Origin of the sequence: Mycetocola reblochoni REB411, from assembly GCF_900163835.1 — a bacterium.
Lineage (GTDB): Bacteria > Actinomycetota > Actinomycetes > Actinomycetales > Microbacteriaceae > Mycetocola_B > Mycetocola_B reblochoni.
In genome coordinates this window covers 21,150-37,977 of record NZ_FUKR01000007.1, presented here as the reverse complement: position 1 = coordinate 37,977, position 16,828 = coordinate 21,150, and the positions used below count along the sequence as shown (strand labels likewise).

General features: G+C 71.3%; 14 protein-coding genes. 4 read left to right on the top strand and 10 right to left on the bottom strand.

Annotated elements, in window-relative coordinates; translation table 11 throughout:
- The first annotated feature begins 122 nt into the window (after positions 1–122).
- Positions 123–725 carry an ECF transporter S component gene (locus tag FM119_RS01595; protein WP_087135947.1) on the top strand — a complete coding sequence of 201 codons (603 nt, stop codon included), beginning with the start codon at positions 123–125 and terminating at the stop codon, positions 723–725.
- A 52-nt stretch (positions 726–777) separates the two neighbouring features.
- Complete coding sequence (locus tag FM119_RS01590; protein WP_087135946.1) at positions 778–1,905, top strand: Rv2578c family radical SAM protein; 1,128 nt, start codon at positions 778–780, stop codon at positions 1,903–1,905.
- A gap of 41 nt (positions 1,906–1,946) precedes the next feature.
- Here FM119_RS01590 and FM119_RS01585 read toward each other — a convergent pair whose 3' ends face one another.
- Both FM119_RS01585 and FM119_RS01580 read right to left on the bottom strand, forming a co-directional pair.
- The gene (locus FM119_RS01585) at positions 1,947–3,017 is read right to left on the bottom strand and encodes a ribokinase (RefSeq protein ID WP_087135945.1); all 1,071 of its coding nucleotides are present in this window, start codon (positions 3,015–3,017) and stop codon (positions 1,947–1,949) included.
- Positions 3,018–3,085: 68 nt separating this feature from the next.
- Entirely contained in the window at positions 3,086–4,972 is a 1,887-nt protein-coding gene (locus FM119_RS01580; RefSeq protein ID WP_087135944.1) for a DEAD/DEAH box helicase, read from the bottom strand.
- Positions 4,973–5,285: 313 nt separating this feature from the next.
- On the opposite strand from FM119_RS01580, the gene FM119_RS01575 reads away from it, so the two are divergent.
- The gene (locus tag FM119_RS01575; RefSeq protein WP_087135943.1) at positions 5,286–5,885 is read left to right on the top strand and encodes an antibiotic biosynthesis monooxygenase; all 600 of its coding nucleotides are present in this window, start codon (positions 5,286–5,288) and stop codon (positions 5,883–5,885) included.
- 207 nt (positions 5,886–6,092) lie between these two features.
- Positions 6,093–7,400, top strand: coding sequence for an acyl-CoA dehydrogenase family protein (locus FM119_RS01570; RefSeq protein ID WP_087135942.1), 1,308 nt, complete (start codon positions 6,093–6,095; stop codon positions 7,398–7,400).
- A 54-nt stretch (positions 7,401–7,454) separates the two neighbouring features.
- Here the strand turns inward: FM119_RS01570 and FM119_RS01565 are convergent, their stop codons facing one another.
- The 8 genes from FM119_RS01565 to FM119_RS01530 form a co-directional block, all read right to left on the bottom strand.
- Positions 7,455–8,732 (bottom strand): NtaA/DmoA family FMN-dependent monooxygenase, encoded by a 1,278-nt coding sequence (locus FM119_RS01565; protein ID WP_087135941.1) that lies wholly within the window; start codon positions 8,730–8,732, stop codon positions 7,455–7,457.
- The gene (locus FM119_RS01560) at positions 8,729–9,613 is read right to left on the bottom strand and encodes an LLM class oxidoreductase (RefSeq protein ID WP_087135940.1); all 885 of its coding nucleotides are present in this window, start codon (positions 9,611–9,613) and stop codon (positions 8,729–8,731) included. Before FM119_RS01560 ends, FM119_RS01565 begins: the two co-directional genes overlap by 4 nt.
- A gap of 15 nt (positions 9,614–9,628) precedes the next feature.
- On the bottom strand, positions 9,629–11,329 hold the full coding sequence (locus tag FM119_RS01555) for a dipeptide ABC transporter ATP-binding protein (protein WP_087135939.1): 1,701 nt from the start codon (positions 11,327–11,329) through the stop codon (positions 9,629–9,631).
- Positions 11,326–12,225: an ABC transporter permease gene (locus FM119_RS01550; protein ID WP_087135938.1), complete on the bottom strand. Its 900-nt coding sequence runs from the start codon at positions 12,223–12,225 to the stop codon at positions 11,326–11,328. Before FM119_RS01550 ends, FM119_RS01555 begins: the two co-directional genes overlap by 4 nt.
- Before the next feature lie 9 nt (positions 12,226–12,234).
- Positions 12,235–13,185, bottom strand: coding sequence for an ABC transporter permease (locus tag FM119_RS01545; RefSeq protein WP_087135937.1), 951 nt, complete (start codon positions 13,183–13,185; stop codon positions 12,235–12,237).
- A 139-nt stretch (positions 13,186–13,324) separates the two neighbouring features.
- On the bottom strand, positions 13,325–14,689 hold the full coding sequence (locus FM119_RS01540; RefSeq protein ID WP_218778705.1) for an NtaA/DmoA family FMN-dependent monooxygenase: 1,365 nt from the start codon (positions 14,687–14,689) through the stop codon (positions 13,325–13,327).
- Positions 14,686–15,786, bottom strand: a complete 1,101-nt coding sequence (locus FM119_RS01535) for an LLM class flavin-dependent oxidoreductase (RefSeq protein WP_087135936.1) — start codon at positions 15,784–15,786, stop codon at positions 14,686–14,688. Before FM119_RS01535 ends, FM119_RS01540 begins: the two co-directional genes overlap by 4 nt.
- The gene (locus FM119_RS01530) at positions 15,783–16,799 is read right to left on the bottom strand and encodes an aldo/keto reductase (RefSeq protein WP_087135935.1); all 1,017 of its coding nucleotides are present in this window, start codon (positions 16,797–16,799) and stop codon (positions 15,783–15,785) included. The genes FM119_RS01535 and FM119_RS01530 overlap by 4 nt, the downstream gene beginning before the upstream one ends.
- Positions 16,800–16,828: the final 29 nt, after the last annotated feature.

The following is a 16,828-nucleotide window of genomic DNA, read 5'->3' as shown; positions in this document are numbered from 1 at the left end:
GCGAGGCGGCTGTGCAGGGCCGGCGACGCCGGCCCCACGCGCGAGCGCGCGCCCGGCCTCCCCGCCTGGCGCCCGGGTTTAGCCTGCACTAAATTAGGGGTGTCACCCCGGACGGAGAACCCATGAGATCGACGAGCACACGACTCCTGCTCACCTGCGCGGCGATCGGCGTCGGCGCGGGAATCCCGTTCACCGTCACCGGCTACCTGCACGGCGTCGTGGCGGCGACCCTCCCGATCATCTACGGCGCCATGATCGGGCTCTACTTCCTGCCGGGGGTGATCGCGCAGTCACTGCTTCGCCGCGGGGGTGTGGCGTTGCTGACGAGCCTGATGGCCGGGCTCACCGCCGCCGCGTTCAACCCGATCAACATCTGGCGCCACATCGGGACGGCCCTGCTGATCGGTGCACTCCAGGAGCTGCCCTTCGCGCTGGCGCGGTACCGGTACTGGCGCACCTGGGTGTTCTACCTGGCCGCGGCGATCGCGGGCGTCGTGATGGGAGCGGTCGTGCTGATCGCGCTCGGGATCAGCCACTTCGCACCGTTGGCCGAGACGATCTACATCGCCATATGGGTGGGAGCGCCGATCCTGATGACCTGGCTGGGCCGCGTGATCGCGAGTGGCATAGACAGGACGGGCGCCGCCGGAGGCCTGCAGGGACCCGTCGTGGGATCGCGGACGACGCGACCGCGGGGTGGCGGCCTCACCATGGCCGCAGCCTGACAGACTCTCCCCAACGGAGATCAGATATTCGAATCTATGTTCTAATCGTCTCATGCGATGGAACAACAGGACCGGCCTCCAGGCGTCGCCGAACGCCCTCCCCGGTCTCGAGCGCGAACGCGACCTGGTTCGCAGCGTCCAGGCACCCGATTTCGCCGGCGTCACCTTCCACGAGGTGCTCGCCCGTTCGGCGCTGAACCGCGTCCCCGGCGGATCGGAGATGCCGTTCGCCTGGACCGTGAACCCCTACCGCGGCTGCACCCACGCCTGCGTGTACTGCTTCGCCCGGCCGACGCACAGTTACCTCGAGCTCGACGCCGGGGCGGGCTTCGACTCGCAGATCGTGGTCAAGGTCAACGTCGCCGAGGTCCTCGAACGCGAGCTGCTCAAACCGTCGTGGGGTCGGGAGCACGTCGCCCTGGGCACAAACACGGACCCGTACCAGAGGGCAGAGGGCAAGTACCGCCTCATGCCGGGGATCATCGACGCCTTCGTCCGCAGCGGCACGCCGTTCTCCATCCTGACCAAGGGAACGCTGCTGCGCCGCGATCTGCCCGCTCTCGCCGCGGCGGCGGACCGCGTCCCCGTCGACATCGGACTCTCGATCGCGGTCTTCGACGAGGAGCTGCAGCGCTCGGTCGAGCCGGGCACTCCGTCGACCGCGGCGCGCCTGGCCACCGTGTCCGCAGTGAGGGACGCGGGGCTGGACTGCACCGTGTTCCTCATGCCGCTCCTGCCCGGCCTCACCGATAGTGACGAGATGCTGGAGGACGCCGTCGCACGCCTGGCCGCGGCCGGCGCGACCGCCGTGCAGTTCGGCGCGCTGCACCTCAAGCCGGGCGTGAAGCCCTGGTACATGCACTGGCTCGAGCGTAACCATCCGCAGCTCGTCGGCCTCTACCGGGAGCTGTACGCCGACGGACCCTACCTTCCCGCCGCGTACGCCGCGGATCTGCGGGCGCGGATGCAGCGCCTGCTCGACAGACACGGCCTCGGCGACGGCCGGGCGGGGCCGACCCAGAGGTTCGGCGACGGGGCCAGACGGCGGGTCCGCTTCGACGGGTTCGACGGCGTCGAAGGGTCACGGTCGAGGGGCGCCGCCCGCCGGGGAGTATCGATGGCGGGGTCGGTGGCCGGGCCGGCACGCACGCCGGACGAGCGTCCGACCGCCCTGTTCTGATCCGCCGCGCCCGGGCCCTGACAGAAGCGGACGGCGGTGCCTTACCGGCTCGGCAGCGATGCCGCCTGCAGGTCCGCGCGTCGCGGATACGAGGCCTGCGCCCCGGCAACGGTGACCGACGCCGCGGCGACCCCCATCGCCAGGCGTGCAGCGTCGACGAGAGAGCCGCCCTCGCCGAGCACCGTCGCGACCGCGCCCGTCACCGCGTCCCCGGCACCGGTACTGTCCACCGCGACGATGTCGGCGCCGGGGAACTCCGCGACGAGCCGGCCCCGCTCCACCACGAGACAGCCGCGGGAACCCCGGGTGACCACAGCCGCCCGGATGCCACAGCCGGCGAGGGCGTCGGCCACGGCGTCGCCGTCCACGCAGTCGTCTCCGTCGGCGGGTCCCAGCCTTCCGCCGACGCCGTGCGCCGCACGAAGCAGAGCGAGCTCGTGCTCGTTGACCAGCAGCACATCCGTCAAACGGATCAGCTCGGGGGAGACAGCCCGCCACGGGGACGGGTTAAGGAGCACGGGGACCCCGGCGTCCGCGGCGAGCCGGGCCGCCTCGGTCACCGCGGAGTCCGGCACCTCGAAGCCGACACAGAGGCAGTCGGACGCCCGGATCACCGCGGCATGCCGCCGGACGGCCTCGGCGTCGACGGCGCCATTCGCGCCTGGCGACACCACGATGGTGTTCTCCCCCGCCGGGTCGACCGTGATCACCGCGGATCCGCTCGACACGTCGCCCGCGAGTGCGACGCCGGAATCGTCGACGCCCTCCGCCCGGAGCGTACGACGAAGCATCGCGCCGTTGGCGTCGTCGCCGATCAGTCCGATCATGAACACCTCGGCGCCGAGCCGCGCGGCGGCGACCGCCTGGTTCGCACCCTTGCCGCCGGGGACGATCGTGAGCGGACCGCCGCCGACCGTCTCGCCTGGCGCGGGAAAGCGGTCGGCCACGACCGTGATGTCGGCGTTGAGCGACCCGACGACGCAGAGCCGCGCGGGGCGGGGCGACGAGGAGGACGACCACGATGAGGGGGACGACGAAGCCCCGGTCGCCCCCTCCCGCACGGAGCGGTGGAGGGGACGGCCGGGGCCGGGAGGCGTCGACGGTGCGCTCATTCCTGAGACACTACCGGCGTCACGGTGTCCGGCCACGTCATCGCGGACGTGGTCAGACCGCCGCGAGGTCAGTCGGTGAGATCCTCGACCGTGGGCTCACCGGCGATCTCCAGGACGACGTCATCGCCGGGTGCGGCCTCGACGAAGTTGGCCTCGATCTCGGCACGGCTGAGCAGATCCGCCATGCGCCGACGACGCGAACGCGGGATCAGCGTGACGACACGCCCCTCCTTGCCCGCGCGGCCGGTCCGGCCGGCACGGTGCAGGTAGGTCTTGTACTCGTCGGGCGCATCGGCCTGGACGACCAGGTCGATGTCGTCCACGTGGATGCCGCGGGCCGCGACGTCCGTGGCGACGAGGACGCTGACGCGCCCCGAGGTGAGCTGCTGCAGGTTGCGGGTGCGCCGGGACTGGTTGAGGTCACCGTGCAGCGCGACGGCACGGATGCCCGCGTCCTCGAGCTGGTCGGTGAGCCGCTCCGCGTAGGCACGGGTCCGCGAGAAGATCAGCGTCTTCCCGTCGCGGTCGGCCAGCTGCTCGATGAGCATGTCCTTGTTGCGGTGCTCGACGACGAGGACCCTGTGGTCGATCGTGGAGGACGCCTGGTCCTCCCCCGCGACCTCGTGGATGCTCGGCTCGGTCAGGAACTCGTTGACCAGTGCGGCGACACCCTTGTCCAGGGTCGCCGAGAACAGCAGCTTCTGTCCGCCGGGCGCCGTCTGGCGGATGATGCGCTGCACCGGCTCGAGGAAGCCGAGGTCGCACATGTGGTCGGCCTCGTCGAGGACGGTGACCGTCACCTCGGACAGGTCGAGGCGCCCCTGCTCGATGAGGTCCTCGATGCGGCCGGGCGTACCGACGATGATGTCGACGCCGCGCTGCAGCGCACCCACCTGGCGGTGCTGGGGGACGCCGCCGTAGATCTGGGTGGTGAACAGGCCGACGCTGCGGGCGATCGGCTGCACGGTGCGGTCGATCTGCAGAGCGAGCTCACGCGTCGGGGCGAGGATGAGCGCACGGGGCTTACGGCCCATCTGGCGCTTCTTGCCGCCGCCGTTCTCCATCAGCTTCTCGACCAGGGGCGCGCCGAAGGCGATGGTCTTGCCCGAGCCGGTGCGTCCTCGGCCGAGGACGTCGCGCCCGGCGAGCACGTCGGGGATCGTGGCGGCCTGGATGGGGAACGCGGTCGGAGCGCCGAGCTCGGCGAGAGCCCGCTCGATGTTGCCGCCGAGGCCGAGCGAGCCGAAGGTCACGCCCTCGACGTCGGCCGCGACGGTCGCCTGAGCCTCGAGCCGCTCGAGGACGACGTCGTCGTCCGCGGTGAACCCGGCGGAGGTGTTCGCAGACGGGTAGAAGTTGCTGCTGCGCGGAGCCTGCTCGCGTCGGGGGGCGCGGTCGCCGCGGTCGGCGGGGCGCTGCGGACGGTCGTCACGGTTGAACGAGCGCTGCGGACGGTCATCACGGTTGAACGAGCGCTGCGGACGATCATCACGATCGAAGGAGCGACGCGGCGCCCGATCATCACGGTTGAACGACCGCTGCGGACGGTCATCACGGTTGAACGACCGCTGCGGACGATCATCACGATCGAAGGAGCGACGCGGCGCCCGATCATCACGATCAAACGACCGCTGCGCCCGGTCATCACGGTTGAACGACCGCTGCGGACGGTCGTCACGATCGAAGGACCGACGGGGGCCACGCTCGTCACGGTCGGAGGGACGGGCGGACCGCTCGTCCCGGCCGCCACCGCTGCGCTCGGCGGCGCGAGCGGCACGCTCGTCGGCGTTCCACCTGGCCTTGCGCGGGGCGGCGTCGTCGGCACGGTGGCCACGGTGGCCGGGGCTCCTGCTGCCGGGACGCTGCGCGCCCTTCCCGCCGGAACGGCGGTCGGCGTAGGAGGGATCGAAGTTCTTGGCGGGACGCCCGCCGGCTGGCTTCTTGTTCTTAGGCATGGTTCTTTCCGGGTTTTAGATCTGTATGCAACAGCACTGAGCACACGGCGAACACCGCCTCGCTCATACCCGGGCTTTCAGTGGCCGGGACCGTTCACATCACGTGAATTCGTACGCGTTTTCGCGCCGAAACCGGCCCACCAGACTGACAAAAACCCACTATCGCGCAAATGCGCTACGTCTAGAGCCGACCATCACACGATACACGGCCGCACTGCTTCTGTCACCCTCGGCGCCGCGCCGCGCCCCGATCGGGCGCACCTCGCCCTCGGCCGGTTACCTCACCGAAACGCACGCGCGCCATCCTGGTCTGATGGCACACACACCGATCACGGTCGCGATCGAGCGGACGGTCGACCCCGACCGCATCGCCGAGGCGACCATCTGGGTCCAGACGGGCATCAACCTCGCCAACAAGTACCCCGGCTTCCTCGGCTCGGGGTGGGTGAGGACCGGGCCGGAATCGGAGACCTGGCACATGCTCTACCGCTTCGAGGACGAGCAGACCCTGCGCGATTGGGAGGAATCGGCCGAGCGCGGCCGCTGGCTGAGCAGCGGGGAGGAGTTCGTGCACCACCGCCGCAGCGAGAAGCGCACAGGCATTGAAGGGTGGTTCGACGTGCCGCACACCCCGGTGATCGCCTCGGACGGGACGATGACGGGCTCGACGCCGATCGTCACGCCCCCGCCGCCCCGTTGGAAGCAGGCGGTGAGCATCTGGCTGGGCTTCTTCCCGCTGAACCTGCTCTTCACCCTGCTCGTCGGCGCCCTCGTCCCGGGCTGGGACGCCGTCCCCGTGCCCCTCAAGGTCCTGATCACGACTCTGGTCCTCACCCCGCTGATGGCCTACCTGGTTCTCCCGCGCGTGACGGCTGCTCTGCGGCCGTGGCTGGAGCGCGGACGGCGGGGCTGACCCGGTCCCGGCCGCTCCCCCGGGCCGCGCCCGCGGCCGGAACGCTCCGGTTACGGCGTGTGTACCCGCCGCCTCGGAGCGGCCACCGCGGGGGATAGGCTGCACGCGAAACGGCGGCGCACTCCTCCGGAGTTCGGGGCGAGGCCGCCGGTGTCACCAACGCCGCGGTGTCCGCCACGACGCGGCTCCGACCAGCGGGAGGACCCCATGCCGGCAGCAGCCACAACGCCTCGAGCGGCAGACGCAGCGGAGCCCTCTGCGGCGGCGCACCGCCGGCGCGTCGAGTTGGACGAGCTGACGGAGGCGCGCGGCTCCGGCCTGCTCCACGAACTCAGGGAGCGCTTCGCCACCGCCATCGCGACAATCCGATCCGACGCGGTCGCTGACGATCGTGACGGTCGACTCCAGAACGAGGGCATGCGCGCTCTCGTCGACTCCGGCTTCACCCGCCTGAGGGTTCCCGCAGCCGACGGCGGCATCGACGTCCCCCTCGTCGAGCTGTTCGCGCTGCTCAGCGACCTCGGCGCCGCCGACCCCGGCGTCGCAAACGCGCTGCGCGGGCACTTCAGCTTCATCGAGATCCTCCGGCAGCAGTCGGGCATCCCCCCGGAGGTCCGCGACCACTGGATCGGCGAGATCGCCACCGGGCGGATCATCGGCAACGCGCAAACCCCCGCGCCGAACGCCCCGGCGACCAGGGTGCACCGCGCCGCTGACGGCGGGTGGAGGCTCAGCGGCCACAAGTACTACTCCAGCGGTTCGCTCTACGCCGACTACATCCGCGCCTCCGCGGAGGACGAGTCGGGCCGGGCCATGTGGGCCATCGTCGCGACGGATCAGGCGGCGGTGCGTCGCGATCCCGACTGGACCGGTTTCGGGCAGCGGACCTCGGCCAGTGGAAGCACGGCCTTCGACGACGCCGTCGTCCACCCGCTCGGCGTGCTGGCGATCGACCCCGAGGTCACGCAGCACCAAAGCTACGTACAGCTGTACCACCTGGCTACCCTCACCGGCATCGTCCGCGAGGTGGTGGACGATGCGATCACCGTGAACGTGGTCCGGCCGCCGCGCAAACAGGCGTTCGGGGACCACGCCCTCGACGTCGTCGGCTCGCTGTACATCTCCCACGCCACAGCCCAGGCGCTGCTGCACGCCTCCGCCGACACGCTGGATGCGGCCAACGCCCGCGCCCACGCCGACCCGGAGGGGAGCAGGGTGCCATACGAGCTGCTGAGCGTGCACACCCTCGCGAGCCAGGTCGCCGTGATCGAGACCGCGCTCCAGGCGACCACACGGCTCTTCGACGCCGCGGGCGCGAGCCTCGCCAGCACGGAGCGGGCGCTGGACCGGCACTGGCGCAATGCCAGGACCATCGCCTCGCACAACCCGGTCGCGGTCAAGCCGCGCCTGCTCGGCGACTACCTGGTCAACGGCCGCTTCTACGCCAGCCCGTTCGCCCCGTTTGACGAGGACGGACGCCCGTCGGCCGACCGCGCGTTCCGGCCCGGCGAGTGACGGCGCCATCCCGACCAGACAGCAGCCCGACCGGACAGCGGCCGACGGATCCGCTCAGTCGGCGCGGAACGCCGCGACGCCGAGCGTGTGACGCAGGGTGGAGTGTCCGTACTCGCGTTTGTGGATGCCCTTGCCCTGCAGCAGGGGCACCACCTCGTCGGCGAACGTCACGAGCCCCTCAGGGAAGCGGTCGATCATCAGATTGAAGCCGTCGGCCGCACCGGAGTGGAACCACAGCTCCATGTCGTCCGCGATCTGCTCCGGCGTTCCGACGATGATGCGCGAGCCGTAGCCGCCGAAGTCGCGGAGGATCTCGCGCACGCTCAGCAGCCGACGCTCCTGGATCCAGTCGAGGAAGGTGAGTCGGTACCCGGCCGAGGTGGGGTGTTCGTCGGGGTCCCACGGCTTGTCCAGGATCTCTGCGGGGATCGGGGCGTCCAGCTCGAGTGTTGCCGCGTCGTGGGCGAGGACGTTGCTCAGCGAGCCGAGCGCGTACCCGTCGGGCACGCGGGACTCGAACTCGTCGAAGCGGCGCCTGGCCTCCTCCACCGTGCTTCCGATCACGAGCGACAGGCCCGGCGTGATCCTGGGCAGACCGCGGGAACGACCGAGGGCCGACGCGCGGCGCTTGAGGGCCGCGTAGTTCTCGATCGCCCGAGGGAGGGTGAGCTCCACGGAGAACACGCCCTCGGCGTGGCGAGCCGCGAGCTCGCGCCCCTGCTCGCTGCCGCCGGCCTGGAACAGCACGGGGGCGCCCTGGGCCGAGGGGCCGAGCGCGGTGCGTCCGTTGACACGGACGTCCTCGCCGTCGAATCGGAACCGGCCGTCGCCGGCTGCCGCGCCCCACACGGCTCTGACCGCCTCCACGAACTCGCCGGCTCGGCGATAGCGGGCGGCGCGAGCAGGAGTCTCCCCGCCCCCGAAGTTGCCCGACACCCGGGAGTTGTACGTGGTGACGATGTTCCAGCCGAGCCGGCCGCCGCTGACGACGTCGGTGCCGAGCAGCCGTTCGGCGAGCTCGACGGGATCGTTGTAGGTCGAGGACGCCGAGGCGATCACACCGATGTGCTCGGTCACCGCGGTGATGAACGCCGCGAGGGCGATCGGCTCCAGCTGGCTGCCCGGCCGGGGGTTGGGGTTGTGCAGGACGGGCTGGTCGGCGAAGAACACGGCGTCGAGCAGACCCCGCTCGGCCGCCTGCGCCGAGGCGATCCAGTGCCCCGGGGTGATCAGAGCGTCGGCGGCGTCGTCGCCGAACTGCCAGGCGGAGGGGCGCTGCCCGAAGGCCTGCAGGTTGACGTTGAGGGTCAGCTGGTCGGTGCGGGTGCTCACAGTGCGGCTCCAAAGGCGAGGGGTTTGCCGGACAGCTCGACGCTGCGGGCCGGCAGCTCGAGCGAGCCGCGCAGGGTGCGCGGCGCGGTCGCGCGGTCGGCGGCATCGGCATCGGCATCGGCATCGGCATCGGTGTCAGTCGTGGCGAGTGCGTCGGACAGCGCTACGAGCTCGTCGAGCCCGCCGACGGTGCGAACGCGCACCGCGGCCTCGGCGGCATCCAGCCCCGTGGCCAGAGCCGGGCGTCCCGCGGGATCGCCCTCGCGCCATCGCTCGATCAGCTGCTCGTCCTCGACGAGCACCAGATCGACCAGCCCCTGTGCAGCACGCAGCTCGGCCTCCGAGGACACCAGCCAGATCGAGACCGGCTCGCCCTGTCTGCTGCTCGGCGAGTTGAGCGGGCCGTCGACGCGGTAGTGCTCGCCGACGTGGTCGATTCGGCGGATATCCTCGGTGTTCGCGTACACGCCGCGCTCGCGGTCGGCCCGCAGCGAGCGCCTCGGCCACGAGTTCCACAGCGCCCGGATGACGCCGATCCGCTCCGCAGTCTGCGCCGCGCTTGCCTGGGCCGAACTGAACAGCACGCCGCTGCGTGCATCGGAGAGGTGGTCGAGCGAGAGGAGACGGCGCGCGGCGTTGTAGGGGGAGTCACGCACGCCGTCGCAGGCGACGATCAGGCCGAGGCCGGGAGCCCTGACCGTCAGCGCGGTCGCGACGGCGACCGGGTCGAGCGAGAGCGGGCGCGCCTTCGCGCCGATGACGACGGCGCCGACGGTGCCGGCCACCCGCCGCAGCTGCTCGATCAGCGCGGGGTGCTGCTCGCGCAGCAGGGCCGGCAGCCTGCCGGACAGGGACAGCAGGAGCGGTGGTGAGGATGTCATGACGGCCTTCTCTGATCAGACGGTGGCGAAACGGGTGCCGGGGATCGCGCCAAGCAGCGCGCGGGTGTAATCGCTCTGCGGGGAAAGGAACACGTCCTGCACCGTCCCGTGCTCGACGATGCCGCCGTCCCTCATCACGGTGACGTCGTCGGCGATCATCCGGACCACGCCGAGGTCATGCGTGACGAAGACGTAGCTGAGCCCCAGCTCGGTCTGCAGGTCGACCAGTAGCTGGAGAATCTGCGCCTGGACGGACACGTCCAGCGCGCTGACCGCCTCGTCGAGCACGATCACCCGCGGATTGAGCGCGAGCGCCCGCGCGATCGCGATGCGCTGACGCTGGCCTCCGGAGAGCTGCGCCGTGGTGCGCTGCAGATAGCTGTCATCCAGGGCAACGGCACGAAGTAGCTCTCTGACCCTGGTCATCAGCTCGGCCCGGCCGGTGGCGACCCGGAAGGCACGCAGCGGCTCCGCGATCAGCTTCGCCACGGTGAAGCGCGGGTCGAGCGAGGTGTACGGATTCTGGAAAACGAACTGCAGATCGCGGCGTACCTCACGCAGCTCTCGGTGCGACAGCGAGGTGGTCTCGCGCTCGCCCACCCAGGCGGTGCCCGAGTCCGCGGTGGCGAAGCCGGCGATGATGCTGGCCAATGTCGACTTGCCCGCGCCGGACTCTCCTACGATGGCGTGGGTCGTGCCCGCTCGCACGACGAGGTCGACACCGTCGAGTGCGTTGACCAGACTCCGCCCGCCCGCGGAGCGGAGGGTGTACTGCTTGCGCAGCTGCTCCGCCCGGACGACGATGCCCTCCCCCGGCGTGCGCGGCTGCAGGCCGGGGCTCGGGGCCAGCCGCCCCTGGTGCCGGGACGGTGCCGCGGCCAGCAGCCGCCGGGTGTAGTCGCTGCTCGGGTTGGCGATGAGCTCGCGCACCGGGCCGTGCTCGACGATCTCGCCGCGCTGCATCACGGCGATGCGGTCGGCGCGGTCCAGGGCGACGCCCAGGTCGTGGGTTATAAGGAGGATGCCGATGCCCAGCTCGGTGCGCAGTGTCTCCAGGTGGTCGAGGATCACGCGCTGCACGGTCACGTCGAGGGCGCTGGTCGGCTCGTCGGCGACGATGATCTTGGGTTTGCCTGCGAGCGCGATGGCGATGAGCGCACGCTGTTTCATCCCGCCGGAGAGCTCGTGCGGGTACTGGTGGAACACCCGCTCGGCGTTGGCCAGCCCGGCGGTGCGCAGGCTCTCCAGCGCGGCGTCGATGTGCTCCTGGCTGCTGGCCGCCGTGCGCTCGTTGAAGGCAACGGCCTCGATGACCTGCTGGCCGATCTTCTTGACCGGGTTGAGCGAGGTGTTCGGGTCCTGCGGGATGAATCCGACGTAGTTGCCGCGCACCCTGGCCATGCGCGCGTCGCGCCACCCGGTCACGTCGACCCCGGAGTAGGAAATCGAACCGCCGCTGACCCGCGCACTGGCGGGAAGCAGCCCGAGCGAGCCCTGGACGAGCGTGGTCTTGCCCGATCCGGACTCCCCGACCAGCGCCACGGTCTCGCCGGGGTCGACGTGCAGGCTCACGCCACGCACCGCGGGTGACCAGCTGCGCCCCTGAGCACGGTAGTCGATCCGGAGTTCGGCGATCTGCAGCAGCGGCTTCGTCCCGGCTGCATCCTCGGCGGGGACGGCGGCCCCCTCGGCGCGGGCGGTGGGCTGCTCGCTCATCGGCGGTGCTCCTTCCGGAATGAGGTGCTGATGCGGTGGGTGGCGATCACGACGAGAGCGAGGGCGATGCCGGGCAGGATCGATATCCACGGGTAGACGGCCAGGTAGTCGCGGCCCTCGGCGACGAGCAGGCCCCACTCCGGTTCGGGCGGCGGGGCACCGTAGCCGAGGAAGCCGAGCGACGCGACCGCGAGAATGGAGGTGCCGATCTCCAGGGCGGCCAGGGCGACCACGGAGCTCAGCGAGTTGGGCAGGATGTGCCGCAGCACCACCCCGAGGCGGCCGACGCCGAGACCGTAGGCGGCGCGCACGTAGTCCCGGTTGACGATGACAATCACCTCAGAACGCATGACGCGTGCGAAGGAGGCGATCGCCGAGATACCGACCGCGATCGCGATGTTGTGCGTGGAATAGCCCAGCACCGAGACGATGACCATCGCCAGCAGCAGGCTGGGGATGGACAGGAGCACGTCGATGACGCGCATGATCACGGTGTCGACGGCGCCGCCGAGGTATCCGGCGATGAGGCCGACGAGCGTTCCCGCGCCGAAGGCGATGAGCACGGCCAGCAGGGTGGCGGTGAGCGTCGTGCCCGCGCCGTACACGGAGCGGGCGAACAGGTCCCGGCCGAGGCGGTCCGTGCCGAAGATGTGCTCGGAGCTCGGCGGGGAGAAGCTGAGCGCGGGGTTGCCTTCGTAGGGGCTGACGGAGGTGAACAGCCAGGGGAACAGCGCCCAACCGGCGGCGGTGAGCACGACCAACCAGGCGAGCACGAGCACGGGCTGGCGCAGCGCCTCCGTCAGCCGGGCACCGATGCCGATCCGGCGGCGGGGGCGTAGTCCATGCGCGGCCGGGATGACCTCGGCGGCACGGGGATCGGTGATGTCGACGGTCATGGCCAGTCCTCAGGAGGTTCGGGCGGCGAGCGAGGCACGCAGGCGCGGGTCGAGCAGCGGATAGATCAGGTCGACGATCAGGTTGATCAGGGCGAAGCTCGCGGCGACGAACACCACGATGCCCTGCACGACCGGGATGTCGAGTGTGTTGATGGCGCCCTGCGTGAGCCGGCCGACGCCGGGGCGGGCGAACACGGTCTCGGTGATCACCGAGCCGGCGATCAGATTGCCGAAGGTGATGCCCGCGATGGTCAGGGCGGGCAGGCTGGCGTTGCGGAAGACGTCGCCGACGATCACCTGACCGCGCGTGGCCCCCTTCGCGAAGCTGGTCACCACGTAGCCTGCCCCCATCTCGCCGGTGAAGCTGCGCACCAGCAGCTGCGCGATCGGGCCGGACACGGGGATCGCCAGCGTCACCAGCGGCAGCACCAGGCTCTGCCAACCACCGTCGCCGAAGGACGGGAACCAGCCCAGTCCGAACGAGAACACCTGCAGCAGCACGATGCCGAACATGAACACCGGGACCGACACGGCCGCCGAGGGCAGCGACTCGAGCAGGTTGCGCAGCCAGGGCCGACGCGTGGCGGTGGCGAGCAGGGCGATGGCAAAGCCGATCACGACGGCGAGCAGCAGCGCCCCGACCGACAGGATGAGGGTGCTCGGCAGCACCTCGAGCAGCGCCTGGGTGACGGGCCGGCCGGACTGGACGGAGGTGCCGAAGTCCCCGACGGCCGCGTGGCCGAGACGGTCCAGGTACTGCAGGAGGAGCGGCTTGTCGAAGCCGTAGTTCGCGGCGACCTGGGCCCGGACGTCCTCGGGGATCGTGTTGAGCTCTGCCGGGTCGAACAGCAGGTCGACCGGCTCGGCTGGCAGCACGAACAGCAGCAGGAAGGTGATCGTGAATGCGGCCCAGATGACGAACAGGGCACGGCCGATCTTGAGTGCGGCGTAGTGGAGCACAGCGGTCCTCTTCAGGCGGTAGCGATGGTGATGGTGTGTGACGATAACGGCCGCGGGGATGGCCTGTCCCGCCCGCGGTCATCCGCCGCCGCGGGACGAAACATGATGACGACACGGCGGGTGCGGGGGCGGCGACGACTCATCCCGCTGACGCGGCCGGCCTGTCCGGAACGGTGGCGCCCACCCCTGCGGGCTCAGGGAAGGGGATCCCGTAGTTCTCGCGCAGAGTCGCCCCGCGGTACTCGGTGCGGAAGGAGCCGCGCCCCTGCAGGATCGGCACGACCTCGTCGAGGAAGGCGGGCGCGTCCACCGCATTGTCGGCAGACATGATGGTGAAGCCGTCGGCGGTACCGGCGTCGAACCAGGCGTCGAGGTCGTCGGCGATCTGCTCCGGCGTCCCGAGGACGAGCCGGTGCCCGTTGCCCGCGGCCGAGCGCAGCAGTAGCTCGCGGGTGGTGAACGAGCGCTCCTCCAGCAGGGCCAGGGTGCTGGCCTGGAACCCGTCGGAGCCCCTGCCCGCGACGCCCGGAGCGATCAGCTCGCGGGTGATCAGCTGCTCGGGGCCGATCGATCCGGCCGGGATGCCGAGCTGCGCCAGCAGCTGCTCGCCCGCCTCCTCGCCGAGGGAGTCGAGCAGTGCCTCGCCGCGACGCCTGGCTTCCTCCTCCGTCGAGCCGATGAGCAGGACGACACCGAGCGATGTCTGCGGCGGTGTCGGACGCCCGACCGCGAGCGCCGCCGCCGCCAGCTCCTGCCGGAACCGCCTGGCCCGATCCTGCGTCTGCGCCACAGTGAACACGAGGTCGGCGAAGCGAGCCCCCAGCCGGACGCCGCCGGCCGAGCCCCCCGCCTGCACGATGAGCGGCCTGCCCTGCGCGGACTCAGGGAGCGAGAGGCTGCCGCGCACCCGGAAGTGCGCGCCGCGGTAATCGATGGGGTGGATGCGATCGGGGTCGGCGTAGAGCCCCGACTCCCGGTCCGCCACGAGGGCGTCCGGCTGCCAGGCGCCCCAGAGCCCGGTGACGACCTCGAGGAACTCCTCGGCGCGCTCGTAGCGTTCGGCCTTGGGCAGCTCCTGCTCGTAGCCGAACGCCGCCGCCGCGGCCGGGTTGAGCGTGGTCACGGCGTTGAGAGCGGCGCGCCCCCCGGAGACGTGGTCGAGGGCGGAGTAGCGCCTGGCCAGATTGTACGGCTCGTTGTAGGTGGTGCTGCTCGTGGCGATCGCGCCGATCCGGCTGGTCCGGGCGAACAGGTGGGCGAACAGGATGGTCGGGTCGATACCCGACTCCGGGCCGCGGGCAATCGCGGCGGTGGAACCCGGCCCGTCCCCGAGGAAGACCGCGTGGATCTTCGCGCGCTCGGCGTGCTCGCTGAGCCGAGCGACGTGGCCGATGTCCAGCACCGCCCGCGGGTCGTGGTCGGGAAGCCGCCATGCCGTGCGGAAGTGTCCGGGCTGCATGAGCGAGAGGTTGAGGTGGTAGCGTCCAGCGGCCGAGGCGCTCACGAGTCCGCCCCCGCATGCTGCCCGCCGGGGATCCAGCCGAGCAGCGGGGCGAGCTGCTCGGCGCTCGCGCTGAGCAGCCGCTTGTGCTCCGTGAGCGAGGGGGACGCCGGCGGGAAGCTCAGGAGCAGCTCACTCGCCTCCGCCACCCCGGCGTCGGCGGCGAGCCCGGCCGCGATGTCCTCCACCACGCCGAATCGGGAATGGTCGCGGATGAGGTACTCCTCCGGGCTGACGCCGGCGGCCTCGCTGCGGCCGAGCGCACCGAACCAGCTCTGCCACCTGGCCGCGCCGTCGACGAGCTTGGCCAGCGCCTGTTCCCTGCTCGCGTCCGGGTACACGGCGCGCGAGACGAGCACCCGCGACTCCACCCCTGACGGCAGTGCCGAACGGTAGGCACGCACGAGGGCGGCCTGCGCCTCGGGGCTCTGATGCCGGTTCCAGTCGGTGGCGCGCGACAGCTGGAGGCCGTCCCCGGCGGCGCCGGCGGCACGGGCCTGCGCCTCGGCAACCGCGGGCGCGCTCGACGTCGCCTGCCAGAGCCGACGCCGCACGCCGGCCCCGGAGGGATGCAGCGTCTCGCCGAGGCTGTTCAGCGGCTCGCCCTCGAGCACCCGGTGCAGCCGGTGCAGCCGCGACAGACTGCTCTCCCACAACCGCGCGCGGTCGTCCACGCTGCGCCCGAACGCCTCCCACGCCCCGGGGAAGGGGCCGGAGCCGAGGCCGAGCTCCAGGCGGCCGCCGGAGAGCAGGTCGAGCGTCGCCGCGTCCTCGGCGACGCGCAGCGGGTCCTCCAGCGGCAGCACCAGAACCCCGGTGCCGAGCCGGATCCGGCTGGTGTGCTGCGCGATCGCCGCCAGCAGCACCAGCGGGGCGGAGACATGCTCGTTGCCCTGACGGAAGTGCCGTTGGATCACCCAGCCGGAGTCGTAGCCGAGCGCCTCCGCGTACTGGAACAGCTCGACGGCGTGGGCGTAGGCGCTGGCCGGGTCCTGCTCGGCGTCCAGGTGCAGCAGGAAGCCGAGGCGTTTGCCCTCCAGCAGCGCGCCGGCACGCTCGGGCCGGGGCGCGGGGGTCGGGGCGCTGGCGGGGGAGGTCATGCGTTCCGCAGCCCCGTGCCGTGCACGCCGTGCCTGTCGATGATCGCGAGCTCCTCCTCGGTCAGCGGCGCGAAGCCGGGCGCCCGCAGGTTGTGCCGCAGCTGCTCGACCGAGCTCGCCCCGATGAGCGCGCTGGTGACCTCGGGGCGGCGCAGCACCCACTGCAGCGCCAGCTGGGCCAGGGACTGGCCGCGCTGCGCCGCGAGCTCGTTGAGGGCGCGGGCGCGCTGCCGGTACTGCTCGGTGATGTCGTCGCTCGACAGGAAGTCGCTGTCGAGTGCGCGGGCGCCGTCGGGGACACCGTCGAGGTACTTGTCGGTGAGCAACCCCTGTGCCAGCGGTGAGTAGGTGACCAGGCCGACGCCGTCCTCAGCGGACTGCTCCAGCAGCTCGTCGGTCTCCAGCCGGCGGTCAAAGATCGAGTAGCGGGACTGGTGCACCGCCAGCGGCACCCCTGTCTCCCTCAGCAGCACGGCGGCGCGGTGTGCCTCGGCCCGATCGTAGAAGTTGGAGATGCCGACGTAGAGCGCCTTGCCCGACTGCACGGCGGTGGCCAGGGCGCCGACGGTCTCCTCCAGCGGAACGGTCGGGTCGGGGCGGTGGAAGTAGAACACGTCGACGTAGTCGGTACCCAGGTCGCGCAGGCTGTGGTCGAGGCTCTGCAGCAGGTTCTTGCGCGAGCCGCCGCGGTGGTACGGGCTCGGTCCGATCGGGTTGCCCGCCTTGGTGGTCAGCACGAGCTCCTCGCGCCAGGCCCCGAGGTCTTCGCGCAGGATGCGGCCGAAGTTCTTTTCCGCGGAACGGTGGGGAGGACCGTACCGGTTGGCGTTGTCGAAGTGCACGATCCCGGCGTCGACGGCGGCCAGGACGATGTCGCGCTGCGTCTGGTACGGCGTGCGGTCGCCGAACTTCTGCCACAGCCCGAAGGCGAATTCGGGCAGGACCAGGCCGGTCGTCCCGGCCCGGCGCCAGTTCAGCTTCTCGTAGCGGTCGGCGGAGGGAAGGTAGTTCATGTGAAGCCTTTCGTGATGAGGGTGGGGGG

Bases quoted from the DNA above. Each gene is read 5' to 3' on its own strand.
- FM119_RS01535 (WP_087135936.1), bottom strand. From the start codon at position 15,786: ATGACCTCCCCCGCCAGCGCCCCGACCCCCGCGCCCCGGCCCGAGCGT.
- FM119_RS01585 (WP_087135945.1), bottom strand. From the start codon at position 3,017: ATGAGCGCACCGTCGACGCCTCCCGGCCCCGGCCGTCCCCTCCACCGC.
- FM119_RS01580 (WP_087135944.1), bottom strand. From the start codon at position 4,972: ATGCCTAAGAACAAGAAGCCAGCCGGCGGGCGTCCCGCCAAGAACTTC.
- FM119_RS01575 (WP_087135943.1), top strand. From the start codon at position 5,286: ATGGCACACACACCGATCACGGTCGCGATCGAGCGGACGGTCGACCCC.
- FM119_RS01595 (WP_087135947.1), top strand. From the start codon at position 123: ATGAGATCGACGAGCACACGACTCCTGCTCACCTGCGCGGCGATCGGC.
- FM119_RS01590 (WP_087135946.1), top strand. From the start codon at position 778: ATGCGATGGAACAACAGGACCGGCCTCCAGGCGTCGCCGAACGCCCTC.
- FM119_RS01570 (WP_087135942.1), top strand. From the start codon at position 6,093: ATGCCGGCAGCAGCCACAACGCCTCGAGCGGCAGACGCAGCGGAGCCC.
- FM119_RS01550 (WP_087135938.1), bottom strand. From the start codon at position 12,225: ATGACCGTCGACATCACCGATCCCCGTGCCGCCGAGGTCATCCCGGCC.
- FM119_RS01555 (WP_087135939.1), bottom strand. From the start codon at position 11,329: ATGAGCGAGCAGCCCACCGCCCGCGCCGAGGGGGCCGCCGTCCCCGCC.
- FM119_RS01560 (WP_087135940.1), bottom strand. From the start codon at position 9,613: ATGACATCCTCACCACCGCTCCTGCTGTCCCTGTCCGGCAGGCTGCCG.
- FM119_RS01530 (WP_087135935.1), bottom strand. From the start codon at position 16,799: ATGAACTACCTTCCCTCCGCCGACCGCTACGAGAAGCTGAACTGGCGC.